We start from the raw sequence: 12,637 nt of genomic DNA on the forward strand, positions 1-12,637 counted from the left end.
GTACCCCCCATGACTGCCCCTCTGAGTGGCATCAAGGTCATCGAGATCGGCACGCTGATTGCCGCGCCGTTTGCCGCACGCATGCTGGCCGAGTTCGGTGCCGAAGTGATCAAGATCGAAGCCCTTGGCCAAGGCGACCCGTTGCGCAAATGGCGCAAGCTGCACGAAGGCACGTCCCTGTGGTGGTACCTGCAATCGCGGAATAAAAAATCCCTGGCCCTGAATCTCAAATCCGCCGAAGGCATCGAGCTGGTCAAGCAACTGGCCAGCAGCGCCGACGTGTTGATCGAGAACCTGCGCCCTGGCGCTCTGGAAAAACTCGGGCTGGGTTGGGACGTGCTGCATGCCCTCAATCCCAACCTGACGCTGGTGCGGATTTCCGGTTACGGCCAGACCGGCCCGTATCGCGACCGTCCTGGATTTGGTGCGATCGGCGAGGCCATGGGCGGCATTCGCTACACCACCGGCACCCCGGGTTCGCCGCCGGCACGGGTTGGCGTCAGCCTCGGTGATTCGCTGGCCTCCCTGCATGCGGTGATCGGTGCCTTGATGTCCTTGCTGCGGGTCAAGACCGGGCAGGGCGAAGGGCAGGTGGTCGACGTCTCCCTGGCCGAAAGCGTGTTCAACCTGATGGAAAGCCTGGTGCCGGAATACGACATGCTCGGCCACGTCCGCGAACGCAGCGGCGGTGCCTTGCCGGGCATCGCGCCGTCCAACACCTACCTGACCGCCGATGGCGCCTATGTGGTGATTGCCGGTAATAGCGACCCGATCTACAAACGTTTGATGGAAGTCATCGGTCGCATCGACCTGGCCGAAGCGCCAGAGTTTGCCCACAACGATGGCCGTGCCGCCAAGAGTGGCCTGCTCGATGCCGCGATCACCCACTGGACCAGCAGCCTGCCGATCGAGCAAGTGCTGGCCACTTTGCAGGAGGCCGAAGTCCCGGCCGGCCGCATTTACTCGGTGGCCGACATCGTTGCCGACCCGCACTATCAGGCGCGGGACATGCTGCTCAGCGCTGAATTGCCTGGCGGCATCCAGGTAAAAATGCCCGGCATCGTGCCGAAACTGTCCGAAACCCCGGGCGGCGTAATCTGGTCGGGGCCGAGCCTGGGTCAGCACACCGACGGTATTCTGGCCGAACTGGGCCTCACCGGCCTGGACATCGAACGACTGAAAGCCGAAGGGGTGGTGCAATGATCAGCGACTTTTCCGAAACCCTGATCGTCCAGGAAGTCTCACCCCGCGACGGTTTGCAGATCGAGCCGACCTGGGTCGAAACAGCCGACAAGATTGCACTGATCAATCAGCTGTCACTGGCCGGTTTCAGCCGCATCGAAGCCGGTTCATTCGTCTCGCCCAAAGCCATTCCAGCCCTGCGCGATGGTGAAGAAGTTTTCCAGGGCATCGCTCGCCAGCCTGGTGTGATCTATGTCGCCTTGATCCCCAACCTCAAAGGCGCGCAACGAGCCTTGGAGGCGAGGGCAGATGAGTTGAACCTGGTGATGTCCGCCAGCCAGACCCACAACCTGGCCAACATGCGCATGAGTTGCGAGCGCTCGCTGGCAGCGTTCGGTGAGGTGGTCGAGTTCGTCGACGGTTCATCGGTGCGGCTCAACGCAAGCATCGCCACCACCTTCGGTTGCCCGTTCGAAGGGCGGATCGACGAAGACCGGGTACTGCAGATCGTCGACGCCTACCTGGAACTCGGCATGCAAGGCATCACCCTGGCCGACACCACCGGCATGGCCAATCCGCGACAGGTGGATCGACTGGTGCGGCAAGTATTGCAACGAGTGCCGGCGGCTGACCTGACCCTGCATTTTCACAACACCCGCGGCCTTGGCTTGTGCAACGTGCTCGCTGCTTATGAAGCTGGCGCGCGGCGCTTCGATGCGGCGCTGGGTGGACTGGGTGGCTGTCCCTTCGCGCCGGGCGCGTCGGGGAATATCTGTACCGAGGACCTGGTCAATCTGTGCGATGAAATAGGCGTTCAGACCGGTATCGACCTGCCGCTGCTACTGCGATTGTCACGAGGATTGCCGGCGCTGCTGGGTCACGAAGTGCCTGGTCAGCTGGCCAAGGCCGGACGCAACTGTGACCTGCATCCGACGCCATCCTGACGAGATAACCCGATTTCCCTACACAGGTGTCAGATCACCTGAACCAGACAACAAAAACAATCGGACACCCACGGGCAGTCCGCCTGGAGAAATACGATGAGCCTTAATGTCCTGGAGGCGGGCGCGAGCCCGACCGTTTCGCACGATGTCGAAAAAGCCCTGGTCAGCAAAGTCGCCTGGCGATTGATGCCGTTGATCATGGTCTGCTACCTGTTCGCGTTTTTCGACCGCATTAACATCAGCTTCGCCAAGTTCCAGTTACAGACCGACCTGAGCCTGAGCGACACCGCTTACGGCTTGGGCGCCGGGCTGTTCGTGGTCGGCTACGTGATCTTCGAAGTGCCGAGCAACATGATGCTCTACAAGGTCGGCGCCCGCCGCTGGATTGCCCGGATCATGATGTCCTGGGGCCTGGCCACCGCGGCCATGGTTTTCGTCAATAGCGAATGGCAGTTCTATGCCTTGCGCTTCGTCATTGGCGCGATGGAAGCGGGCTTCGCTCCCGGCGTGCTGTATTACCTGACACTGTGGTTCCCTCAGCACTACCGTGGGCGCATCACCTCGATGCTGTTTCTCGCCTCGGCGTTTGCCGGGCTGGTGGGCGCACCGTTCTCCGGGCTGGTGCTGGAGCATCTGGACGGCGTCCTGCAAATGCGCGGCTGGCACTGGTTGTTCCTGCTCGGTGGCTTGCCGTGTATCGGTCTTGGCTTCATGGTGCTGACCCTGCTCAAGGACCGCATCGAGGACGCTCACTGGCTGACCCCGGCAGAGAAAACCCTGCTCGCCAGTCGCGTGGCGCAGCATGCGCCGCACAAGGGTGGCAGTTCATTGCTGGCGGCGTTGCGCATTCCAGGCTTCCTGACCCTGGGCCTGATCTACTTCCTGATTCAGGTTGCGTCCTATGGCCTGAACTTCTGGGCGCCGCAGCTGATCCGCAGTGCTGGCACCCAGAGCCCGGTGATGATCGGACTGCTGACGGCCATCCCCTATGTGTGTGGCGCCATCAGCATGATAGTGATCGGGCGCTTGTCCGACGCCACCGGCGAGCGCCGCAAGTTCGTCAGCGGGTTGGTCGCGCTGGGGGCGGTGGGCTTCTTCTGTGCCGGGATCTTCGCCGACCACACCACCTTCCTGATCGTCGCCCTGAGCCTGTTGGGCGCCGGCATCATCGCTTCGATCCCGACTTTCTGGACCCTGCCGCCGAAACTGTTGGCCGGCGCCGGCGCCGGTGCGGCGGGTGGTATCGCGGTCATCAACACCCTCGGGCAGTTCGGCGGCATCGTCAGCCCGGTGATGGTCGGACGGATCAAGGACCTGACCGGCAGCACCACGCCAGCCCTCTACGTCATCGGCGTCGCCGCGCTGATCGCCGCAGCGCTGCTGTTGTGGGGCCTGCCGCAGAAACTGCGCACGCTGGATAAACTTCACGGGGATTGAGGGCCCTATAAGATCGCAGCCTGCGGCAGCTCCTACGGGATTTGTGTTCCCCCGCTGATTCGGCGGTGAATGCGATCGGCGTAGGAGCTGCCGCAGGCTGCGATCTTTTGATTCTTGCTTCAGGGGGATTGAAGGCCCTAAAAGATCGCAGCCTATCGGCAGCTCCTACGGGATTTGTGTTCCCCGCTGATTCGGCGGTGAATGCGATCGGCGTAGGAGCTGCCGCAGGCTGCGATCTTTTGATCTTTGCTTCAGAGGGATTGAAGGCCCAAAAGATCGCAGCCTATCGGCAGCTCCTACGGGATTTGTATTCCCTCGCTGATTCGGCGGCGAATGCGATCGGCGTAGGAGCTGCCGCAGGCTGCGATCTTTTGACTTTTCGGCTGGAGACGTGCCGACAGAGGTCCTATGCCGAAATGAAGATCTTCGCGGATTCATGAGCGCTTGCCCGACAGTATCCCGCAACCCGTCTGGCTTGCGCTAGAATCCGGGCCGTTCGCCCGCCATTGGGGGCAATTGCGCTTGATGAGAATCCTCCATGACACCTTCGCTACTCCTGGCCGTACTGGCATCCGGCTTTATCTACGGCATCACTCCCGGGCCTGGGGTGCTGGCAGTGTTCGGAATCGGTGCGGCCCACGGGCGACGTGCGGGGGCAGGGTTTCTCTGTGGGCATCTGCTGGGCGATGTGGTCTGGTGCAGCACGGCACTGATCGCCATCGTCGGTGCGCGGGAAATCGGCAGCACGGCGTTTGATGTGCTGGGCGTGCTCAGCGGGCTCTACCTGTTCTGGCTCGGCGCACGGGCGATTCGTGCCCGCCGCAGCAGCACCGAAACACCTCAGGGCCCGGCGCGGCAACCGTTCTGGCACGGCATCATGTTCGGCCTGACCAATCCCAAAGCCTATCCGGTGGCCGTGGCGACCTTCACCGCATTGCTCTCCAGCCGTGCCGAACTGTTGAGCTGGTCGATGCTGCCCTGGCTGATCTTCTTGAGTTTTGTTGGCGGGATCGTTGCATACGCTATTCTCATCGCAGTGGTCGGCGCACGGCGGGTGCGCAGGGTGTACCAACAGCATGAGCTGGCGATCACCCGGGTTTGCGGGGTAATGTTCATCGGTTTTGCCATCAATGCCCTGTTGCATGCGGTGCCGGGGTTGTTAGCGAACAAGACTTGAGGCTGACTGCAGGGATGCGGCGGCAAAAATTAGCTCATCGGCAATCACCGTTGATCGGATCGAGGGATTGATACTCAGTGCTTCAATTTTATGGGCATTATCGATTCCTGATGGCAAGCAAGAGTTATGCGCCGCTGGCGAGCTACATCGACCTGTTGTTGGATGCCGTGTGCGCGGTGGATGCAGAGGGTCGCTTCGTATTTGTCAGCGCCGCTTGCGAGCGTATCTTCGGCTACACGCCAGACGAGTTGGTTGGTCAGCCGATGATCAATCTAGTGCATCCCGCCGATCGCGAGCGAACCCTGAAGGCGGCCCGGGAAATCATGGACGGCCAGCCCAAGCCGAATTTCGAGAACCGCTATCTGCGCAAGGATGGGCAAGTGGCGCACATCATGTGGTCGGCGCGCTGGTCCGAGGTCGATCAGCTGCGCATCGCCGTGGCCCGGGACATCACTGAGCGCAAACAGGCCGAGTCCAGGCAGGCTGCGCTCTATGCAATCTCTGAAGCCGCCCATGCCGCCGAGGATTTACTGGCGCTGTTTCAACGCATCCACAGGATCATCGGCGAATGGCTGCCAGCGCTGAATTTCTCCGTGGCGCTGTACGACGAACAGTGCGGGCAGATCAGCTTTCCCTACCATGTCGACGACCACGAGCAATGTCCCGAGCCCGAGCCCGCGGGCACGGCGACCGGCAGCCTGTGCGCCGAGGTGATTCGCAGTGGCCAGCCGATCCTGATGACTCCCGACGACTACGGTCCGCTGCCTGAGTTTCTGGAACTGATCAAGGGGCAGGACTCCCCTTGCTGGCTGGGGGTGCCGCTGAACTCTCAGAAGGGCACCATCGGCGCACTGATCGTCAAAAGCGCGCCAGGTGGCGAGCGTTACACCGAGCAGGACAAAGAACTGCTGCAATACGTGTGCGCGCAGGTGGCGGCGGCCATCGAGCGTAAACAGTTGCACGCCCGGCTGCAGTACATGGCGCAGTACGATCAATTGACCCATCTGCCTAACCGGGTATTGCTCCACGAACGGGTGAAGGATTCGCTGGCGCGGGCCGGAAAAGAGTCCGGGCGCATGGCGCTGCTGTACGTCGACCTCGACAAGTTCAAGCTGGTCAACGACACCTATGGGCATGGGGTCGGCGACCTGCTGCTGCAAGCCATCGCCAATCGGCTCAAGGGTTGTGTGCGGGAAACCGATACGGTGGCGCGCATCGGCGGCGATGAGTTCGTGGTCCTGCTCGACAGCATTCAGGAGGCGCAGGATGCCAGCATCGTCGACGCTAAAATCCGCCGCGTACTCAGCCAGCCATTGCGTCTGGACGGCCACAGCCTGAATATCCAGCCGAGCGTTGGCATTGCCCTTTACCCCGAGCATGGCAGTCAAGAAGAACAGCTGTTCAAACATGCCGATGAGGCGATGTATGAGGTCAAGCGAGCTCAGCGAATACAGGCCTGAGTTCAGTCTGCCGGCAGTCTCCTTCAACGCCAAAGCCCGATCATGGAGCGTAATGCTGTTCACTTAAGAAAATGGATGGCGGCCTGAAAGCCGACCGGGTTTTTTCTTTGGTGTACATATCCGTTTCTGCGGTAACGGCCACTTATGGTTCCGCTCTTACAGCGGGCGGAACCCTGAGTCGCCGTGACCGCAGCAACGGATATGTACCCAATCAACAAAATACAAGCCGACCGGCTCTTGATCCACCGCCCCTTCGCTACGCCTGTGTGTGTGCCTGAAACCCGAGCTTAAGTGAACAGCATTGCGATCATTGATCGGGCTTTGGCGTTTTTAGCGGCACCGTTCGTCGCAGCAGACGCAACTTTTCTAAACCTTTGTGGCCGTAAAAATTCAGATTCTATGCGGGCTTTGCTCGCTGCAATCATTCATAAGAGGAAGAGAAATCATGCCTACCTCAAAAAACCCGAACATGGGGAACAACCCCACCGACCGTAACAAGGCTTCTGAAGCCGAACGTAAAGGCGGGAAAACCACTACCACGACCGTCGATAAAGAAAAACCCGATACCGGTCGCAAAGGTGGTCAACACAGCCCAGGCAGTGGCCGCAGCTAGTCAGTGAATGAGAGGCGGGGGCGCAAGCTCCCGCTTGAATTTTTTTAGGAGGCACAATCAATGAGCCGGATAACCAGCCGATTCCGCACCGCCAGTTTTGCCGTGCTGCTGGGACTTGGCGCCAGCAGTGCCTTTGCCCAAACGCCTGCCGAATTCATCAACGAGGCTTCTGCCAAAGGCATTGCCGACATCGAAGCCAGCCGCCTGGCCCATCAGAAAACCTCCTCCAAAGAGGTCAAGGACTACACGATCCAGGTGATCAACGACCGCACCACGGCCAACCAGCATCTGGCGAAAATCGCCAAAAAACTCGAGCTGCCGATCGCCGGTAGAGACGAGGTGGTGAACAAGGCCAAGACCCTGATGCCCGATGTGCAGGAAGGCGAGGCGTTCGACAAGGCCTATGCCGCCAGTCAGGTGAAAACCACCGAAGCGGCCATCCAGCAGCTGCAACAGGAAGCTCAGACCACCCAGGTGCCTGAAATAAAAGCCTTCGCCGAAGAAACCCTGCCCAAACTCGAAAATCATCTGCAACGGGCCAGGGCGTTGCAAGCCAGCCGGTAACCGCTTGCCGGGGCGGTTTGCGCAGATTTCGCACGTTGCTCGGGCGCCTCATCCCGCCCCAACGTGCTCTCAAGGAGACGCATCATGTCGACTCGCCGAGAACCCAATCAATATGCGATGCAGAACCCGCTGACCCAGTATCCGCAACCCGAATTTCCCGATCAGCCGCAGCCTGCGCCCGGCATCGATCAAGACATGATCCCGCAACCCGATCACGGTGAGAACAGCTACCAGGGCTTCGGCCGACTCGCCGGGCGCAAGGCGCTGATCACCGGTGGTGACTCGGGTATCGGTCGTGCCGCGGCTATCGCCTTTGCCCGTGAAGGCGCCGATGTGGCGATCAACTACCTGCAGGTTGAGGAACGAGATGCGCGTCAGGTCATCGAACTGATCGAAGCCGAAGGGCGCAAAGCCATCGCCATTCCGGGCGACATCCGCGACGAAGCGTTCTGCAAAAAACTGGTCAGCACAGCGAATGAAAAACTCGGCGGTCTCGACATTCTGGTCAACGTTGCCGGTAAACAGGTCGCGCAAAAAGACATCGCCGACATTACCACTGAACAGTTCGATGCCACGCTGAAAACCAACATCTACGCGATGTTCTGGATCTGCAAGGCTGCGCTGCCGCTGATGCCGGCAGGAGCGACCGTGATCAACACCGCGTCGATCCAGTCTTATGACCCCTCGGGCACCTTGCTCGACTATGCCACCACCAAAGCGGCAATCGTCGCTTTCACCAAGGCTCTGGCCAAGCAAGTGATCGAGAAGGGGATTCGGGTCAACGCCGTCGCGCCCGGACCGATCTGGACCGTGCTGCAACCCAGCGGCGGCCAGCCCCGGGAAAAGATCCCGACCTTTGGCGGCCACACCCCGATGAAACGCCCCGGCCAACCGGCCGAATGTGCACCGCTGTATGTGCTTCTGGCCTCGCAGGAATCCAGCTACATCACCGGCGAAGTGTTCGGTGTGACCGGTGGTAATCCGCTGCCTTGAGCCTGTGACAGGGGCCTGCGAGTCGCCGAAAGCCACTCGCAGGCCGCTGCTCAGCACTGATTCCAATCCTGTTTGGGCTTTTCATTGGGGGCAGTGCCTTCCAGCGATACCGCTTCGTCTTCACCCATTTTCCGGTACTGCTTCCTGAGCGCCTCCAATTGCTTGAGGTCCAACCCCTCCAGGCCCAGCATCGCGTTCTGCGCATCCTTGGTGACCCGCAGCAACTCATCGATCTTCAGGTGCAGGATATCGGTGTCGCGGTTTTGCGTGTTCTGAATCAAGAACACCATCAGAAAGGTAATGATCGTGGTCGAGGTGTTGATGATCAGTTGCCAGGTGTCATTGAAATGGAAGATCGGGCCGCTCAGCCCCCAAAGGAAAATCAAGGTGATTGCGCCCAGAAATGTCTTTGGGCTGCCCGCCCACAGGGCCAGCGTCTGTGAGATTTTCGCGAATTTCATTGCCGTATTCCTTATTGGGATGCGCCTGATTTTCAGACAGCGACGGCTATGCGAAATTTCTTTTTACAGATCGACGTTCAATGAACCCGGGGCGTTTTTTCAGCACTCCAACGCCCGTCGCCCGCACCCTCTGCCTGACCTGCAGCCTGTTTGCCCTGCAAGGCTGCTTCGACAACTCGGACAACGAAACCAAAGACAACACCGACGGCAGCAAATCCTCGGTGCAGATGCAGGAATCCGGTACTGATAAAAAATGATCAGGTGTACGCAAAACCTGTAGGAGCTGCCGCAGGCTGCGATCCTGGCGATCTCGCACGCGTTGAAAATCCAGGGGTTACGTCGAAATACGGTGGATTTCTCTGACTCAATCGCACCAGGCCCAGCCCAGTCTTCCGTGCCGGGCCTGGCTCAACCTTCACGACCTCGGTGTAATCACCTTCATCACGTTTGGAGGCAAGTAGGAAGTCATGACCCTGGTTACCGGGTGGTCAGCGATCAAATCGAAAGTAACAATTAACTTACTGGGGGTATTTGGATTTCCGGGGTACTTTTTTAAGTTCAGAGCATTGTCGTGCCTGCGATGACTGTCAGGCGTGAGGTTGCCTTGGTTCGTCAGACTTTATTAGCGAACGCCATAACATAATTACCCCAATCCCAAGGGGATCAGGAGCTTCATGACATGGATAGCAACCCTTCAATAACAACGGAACGCCATTATGGTGTCCTACAGAAACTGTTACTTCGTCTGTTGACGGGGGCAGTCGTAACTTTAGCGCTGATGATGGGACCTAGTAGCCCATACGCCGCTGCTGCCACGACCATCAGGCCATCGTTGGAGATCAAGTCAATCCCGGCAGGCGATAGCACTTGGTCCTATTACGAGGGAGGAGAGGGGCCCACCTTGCTGCTCATCCATGGTTTCTCTTCAAACAAGGATGTCTGGCTTTCCCTCGCGCAGAAGCTGGTCACGCGTTTCCATCTCATCATTCCTGACCTGCCAGGCTGGGGCGAGTCGACACGCATTGAAAAGGGAAACTACGACATAGATGCACAGGCGGCGCGGCTTGATGCATTCATTCTTGCGCTCGACTTGCGAAACGTCGTGTTGGTCGGACACTCCATGGGTGGTGCGATCGCAGGTACCTATGCGGCTGACCGCCAAGGCCGGGCCAACCGGTTGGCCCTGCTGGGTCCGCAGGGCTTGAGTTTCGACGAGAACGACTTCATTCGCGATCTGGACGCCGGCAAGAATCCGTTTGTGTACGACGACCGCGCAGGTGTTGAGCGCACGGCGGACCTCGTGTATCTGAATCCTCCCGTTATGACGAATCAGCAAGTGGACGCAGCCATTGCGGGCAATCGGGCAAATCGAGACTTCATCGAAACCACCCTCAAACAGATCCGTCACCCAACGCAATGGCTTGCACTCGATTCCCGCCAGGGAAAGATGTCCTTGCCAGTGCTGGGAATTTGGTGCCGTGAGGACAAAGTGATCGATATCTCTGCTTCGCAAACCTTGCGAAGCGGGCTTGCCGACAATCGATTGAAGGATAATTTTACTCTTGAAGGTTGCAATCATTTACCGATGATTGAGCGCCCGGTAGAAACAGCAAAAATTCTCACCGACTTTGCTATCGGGAACTGATTATGAAGAGGATCAGCTGCCAGCTGATCAACTATGAGCGGTAGATGGCATCAGAGTCAGTTGTCGTGATATCCGGTTTAATTGGACCACTACACTAGCCAAATTCCACCCACAAAAAACCGGTCAACAACAACCGGTTTTTTGCGTCTCTATGGCCTCTGTTGCCTGCAAACGAATAGGGGCATAAATGTTTTGATTCTTCTGCGGGGATTTCATCCGCTGGCGTTCAACCCTGCTGTAAAACCTTCAGCGCCGCCGAGGCCAGGAAGCCCGAGCGGCTTTTCTCTTCCGGGTGATGCAGCACGTATTCATCGATACGGGTCAGCAAATAGCCAGGGAGTGTGATGTTGAGTTTTTGGGCTTTGCCAAGGTACTTGGTCACATCGATATCAACCACGGCCCAGGTGCAACCCGCATATTCCGGATTGGTTGCATGAACGGTGACTTTGTTGGCCACCGGGATCGGGGCACCGTCCTCCGCCAGAATTTCGAAGTGCCCTTCAATAGCTTCCCGGGCCATGGCCATGGCGTCATCCAGGTCATCGCCGGCCGAGAAGCAGCCAGGGATATCCGGCACTTCTACACCCCAGGCGTGTTCGTCATCGCCCATCGAGATCGCAATAGGGTAAAGCATGTTCGTTGTCCTCCCCGGACGGTGGGCAGCCGCTTCATCAGAGCAGAGCCTGCATTCAAAATGCTGGTGGCCGTCTTTTTCAGTAGATCCTTTTTCGGATGTGGGATCGTCACCATGCCGGGCTTCGTTGGATGCTTGAAATGGTGATGACTGCCTCTGACCCTTACCAGATACCATCCATCCGCGACGATTTGGCTTATCAAATATCGGCTATTCACATCACCTCCATGTGGTGTGTGTAGGTGGTTACTATACCTACTGAAAATAACTTATCAACACTATAACCACCGAAAAGCCTGATGGATGTCGATAAGCGTCAAGGTCGAAGTGTAAGGAGGCGTGGAGGAAAGGAGTCCCACCGCAATTGAATTCTGTGTTTCCGAATCCTTCCAGATAGCGCCCAGCTGCCGAGCTGCACTCCAAATCCCGTCCTGAATGAATACTCAAGATTGAACGGGTGCTGGCGCAAGCTCAGCTTTTGTTTGCCATGGCTGGTATTTTGAAAGAGGTAGAAGAGGAGTAGGTGGCAGCGTCCGCTTCACCTGCTTAGGCTCAAGCAAGTTTCCAAAATAAACATAATCTGAGGTGCGCCATGAACCTGAAAATCTTGAGCTACACGGTGATAGCCCTTGTGCTGTCAGGCTGCGTCTCTTCGGGTGGTGCTCCCACAAAACCCGTCCCACCCTCTGCCAAGGCTCTGAATGACGCTCAGATCCGAAGTGCTTTGATCGGGAACAAGCTCAACAATGTTCAAAAACCCACGTCGATGAGCTTTAACGCTGATGGAACGGAGATCTTCCAGCGCTCTGGCGCGAAACCTCAAACGCTATACTGGACAGTCAATGACGGGGTTCTTTGCTTCGCGGCAACGGGACTCCGTACCGTGTGTTATCGGGTGAAAGCACATAACAAAGATTACTGGTTCGTTGAGCCAGACAGCGGAGAACCGCTCTATCAATACACCCTGACTCCCCAGTGAGGCGGTAAGGATAGCGGGAATTTTTTCGGGGGCTTTGCAGTGATTGCCCGAATGAGATCGGTCTACCCGTCAGCACAAAGGATCAAACCGACAGGAGCGCACGATGAGTTGGTCTGCCAAGCAATATGTTGCCTTTGAAGATGAGCGCACGCGTCCGGCACGTGATCTACTGGCGGCTGTACCTACGGTGCAAGCACATTCCGTCATCGATATCGGGTGCGGCCCCGGTAATTCGACAGAGTTGCTGGCGGCGCGCTTTCCGAATGCTGTTGTCCGCGGCCTGGACAGTTCGCCCGACATGATCGAAGCCGCCCGCAAGCGCCTGCCGAATGTTCAGTTCGACACGGTGGCCATCGAAAGGTGGGATGAGCCAGGCCCGTTCGATGTGATTCTGGCCAACGCCGTCCTTCAATGGGTACCTGACCACTCCACACTGTTACCGTCTCTAGTCGCCCGGCTCGCGCCGGGTGGCAGTCTGGCCATTCAGATGCCCGACAACCTCGACCAACCCGCCCACCGCCTGATGCGCGAAACGGCCGCCCAGGGCC

At 58.4% G+C, this 12,637-nt stretch carries 15 protein-coding genes and 1 pseudogene; 13 read left to right on the forward strand and 3 right to left on the reverse strand.

Features of this window, described 5'->3' with window-relative positions:
• The first annotated feature begins 9 nt into the window (after positions 1–9).
• From F8N21_RS25260 to F8N21_RS25300, 9 genes are all read left to right on the forward strand, one after another.
• On the forward strand, positions 10–1,203 hold the full coding sequence (locus F8N21_RS25260; RefSeq protein WP_150644723.1) for a CaiB/BaiF CoA transferase family protein: 1,194 nt from the start codon (positions 10–12) through the stop codon (positions 1,201–1,203).
• Positions 1,200–2,126, forward strand: coding sequence for a hydroxymethylglutaryl-CoA lyase (locus F8N21_RS25265; RefSeq protein WP_150644724.1), 927 nt, complete (start codon positions 1,200–1,202; stop codon positions 2,124–2,126). Before F8N21_RS25260 ends, F8N21_RS25265 begins: the two co-directional genes overlap by 4 nt.
• Positions 2,127–2,222: 96 nt before the next feature.
• On the forward strand, positions 2,223–3,563 hold the full coding sequence (locus F8N21_RS25270; protein ID WP_150644725.1) for an MFS transporter: 1,341 nt from the start codon (positions 2,223–2,225) through the stop codon (positions 3,561–3,563).
• Between the two features lie 65 nt (positions 3,564–3,628).
• Positions 3,629–4,003, forward strand: a complete 375-nt coding sequence (locus tag F8N21_RS25275; RefSeq protein ID WP_150644726.1) for a hypothetical protein — start codon at positions 3,629–3,631, stop codon at positions 4,001–4,003.
• Between the two features lie 98 nt (positions 4,004–4,101).
• On the forward strand, positions 4,102–4,740 hold the full coding sequence (locus F8N21_RS25280) for a LysE family translocator (RefSeq protein ID WP_150644727.1): 639 nt from the start codon (positions 4,102–4,104) through the stop codon (positions 4,738–4,740).
• A gap of 110 nt (positions 4,741–4,850) precedes the next feature.
• Positions 4,851–6,200, forward strand: a complete 1,350-nt coding sequence (locus tag F8N21_RS25285; RefSeq protein ID WP_150644728.1) for a bifunctional diguanylate cyclase/phosphodiesterase — start codon at positions 4,851–4,853, stop codon at positions 6,198–6,200.
• 445 nt (positions 6,201–6,645) lie between these two features.
• On the forward strand, positions 6,646–6,813 hold the full coding sequence (locus F8N21_RS25290) for a stress protein (protein WP_150644729.1): 168 nt from the start codon (positions 6,646–6,648) through the stop codon (positions 6,811–6,813).
• Between the two features lie 60 nt (positions 6,814–6,873).
• Positions 6,874–7,377 (forward strand): DUF4142 domain-containing protein, encoded by a 504-nt coding sequence (locus F8N21_RS25295; RefSeq protein WP_150644730.1) that lies wholly within the window; start codon positions 6,874–6,876, stop codon positions 7,375–7,377.
• Positions 7,378–7,461: 84 nt separating this feature from the next.
• Entirely contained in the window at positions 7,462–8,370 is a 909-nt protein-coding gene (locus F8N21_RS25300) for an SDR family oxidoreductase (protein ID WP_150644731.1), read from the forward strand.
• A 50-nt stretch (positions 8,371–8,420) separates the two neighbouring features.
• On the opposite strand, the gene F8N21_RS25305 is transcribed toward F8N21_RS25300, so the two are convergent.
• Positions 8,421–8,831, reverse strand: coding sequence for a low affinity iron permease family protein (locus tag F8N21_RS25305; RefSeq protein WP_150644732.1), 411 nt, complete (start codon positions 8,829–8,831; stop codon positions 8,421–8,423).
• A gap of 80 nt (positions 8,832–8,911) precedes the next feature.
• On the opposite strand from F8N21_RS25305, the gene F8N21_RS30580 reads away from it, so the two are divergent.
• A complete protein-coding gene (locus F8N21_RS30580; protein ID WP_191624405.1) occupies positions 8,912–9,088 on the forward strand; it encodes a hypothetical protein in 177 nt (58 codons plus the stop codon).
• A 422-nt stretch (positions 9,089–9,510) separates the two neighbouring features.
• On the forward strand, positions 9,511–10,476 hold the full coding sequence (locus F8N21_RS25310; protein WP_150644733.1) for an alpha/beta fold hydrolase: 966 nt from the start codon (positions 9,511–9,513) through the stop codon (positions 10,474–10,476).
• Between the two features lie 226 nt (positions 10,477–10,702).
• Here F8N21_RS25310 and F8N21_RS25315 read toward each other — a convergent pair whose 3' ends face one another.
• Both F8N21_RS25315 and F8N21_RS31130 read right to left on the reverse strand, forming a co-directional pair.
• The gene (locus F8N21_RS25315; RefSeq protein ID WP_150644734.1) at positions 10,703–11,110 is read right to left on the reverse strand and encodes a type II toxin-antitoxin system HicB family antitoxin; all 408 of its coding nucleotides are present in this window, start codon (positions 11,108–11,110) and stop codon (positions 10,703–10,705) included.
• 56 nt (positions 11,111–11,166) lie between these two features.
• A pseudogene (locus tag F8N21_RS31130) lies at positions 11,167–11,328 on the reverse strand (type II toxin-antitoxin system HicA family toxin); the annotation flags it as partial.
• 374 nt (positions 11,329–11,702) lie between these two features.
• Between F8N21_RS31130 and F8N21_RS25325 the strand changes: the two are divergent.
• Positions 11,703–12,089: a hypothetical protein gene (locus F8N21_RS25325; protein ID WP_150644735.1), complete on the forward strand. Its 387-nt coding sequence runs from the start codon at positions 11,703–11,705 to the stop codon at positions 12,087–12,089.
• 103 nt (positions 12,090–12,192) lie between these two features.
• Positions 12,193–12,637 (forward strand): methyltransferase domain-containing protein (locus F8N21_RS25330; protein ID WP_150644736.1); only part of this gene is annotated, 445 nt, incomplete at its 3' end.

It is taken from the genome of Pseudomonas fluorescens, from assembly GCF_902497895.1.
GTDB lineage: Bacteria > Pseudomonadota > Gammaproteobacteria > Pseudomonadales > Pseudomonadaceae > Aquipseudomonas > Aquipseudomonas fluorescens_BP.

Coding starts and splice junctions, on each gene's coding strand:
- F8N21_RS25260 (WP_150644723.1), top strand. CDS start 10: ATGACTGCCCCTCTGAGTGGCATCAAGGTCATCGAGATCGGCACGCTG.
- F8N21_RS25265 (WP_150644724.1), top strand. CDS start 1,200: ATGATCAGCGACTTTTCCGAAACCCTGATCGTCCAGGAAGTCTCACCC.
- F8N21_RS25270 (WP_150644725.1), top strand. CDS start 2,223: ATGAGCCTTAATGTCCTGGAGGCGGGCGCGAGCCCGACCGTTTCGCAC.
- F8N21_RS25280 (WP_150644727.1), top strand. CDS start 4,102: ATGACACCTTCGCTACTCCTGGCCGTACTGGCATCCGGCTTTATCTAC.
- F8N21_RS25285 (WP_150644728.1), top strand. CDS start 4,851: ATGGCAAGCAAGAGTTATGCGCCGCTGGCGAGCTACATCGACCTGTTG.
- F8N21_RS25290 (WP_150644729.1), top strand. CDS start 6,646: ATGCCTACCTCAAAAAACCCGAACATGGGGAACAACCCCACCGACCGT.
- F8N21_RS25295 (WP_150644730.1), top strand. CDS start 6,874: ATGAGCCGGATAACCAGCCGATTCCGCACCGCCAGTTTTGCCGTGCTG.
- F8N21_RS25300 (WP_150644731.1), top strand. CDS start 7,462: ATGTCGACTCGCCGAGAACCCAATCAATATGCGATGCAGAACCCGCTG.
- F8N21_RS25305 (WP_150644732.1), bottom strand. CDS start 8,831: ATGAAATTCGCGAAAATCTCACAGACGCTGGCCCTGTGGGCGGGCAGC.
- F8N21_RS30580 (WP_191624405.1), top strand. CDS start 8,912: ATGAACCCGGGGCGTTTTTTCAGCACTCCAACGCCCGTCGCCCGCACC.
- F8N21_RS25310 (WP_150644733.1), top strand. CDS start 9,511: ATGGATAGCAACCCTTCAATAACAACGGAACGCCATTATGGTGTCCTA.
- F8N21_RS25315 (WP_150644734.1), bottom strand. CDS start 11,110: ATGCTTTACCCTATTGCGATCTCGATGGGCGATGACGAACACGCCTGG.
- F8N21_RS25325 (WP_150644735.1), top strand. CDS start 11,703: ATGAACCTGAAAATCTTGAGCTACACGGTGATAGCCCTTGTGCTGTCA.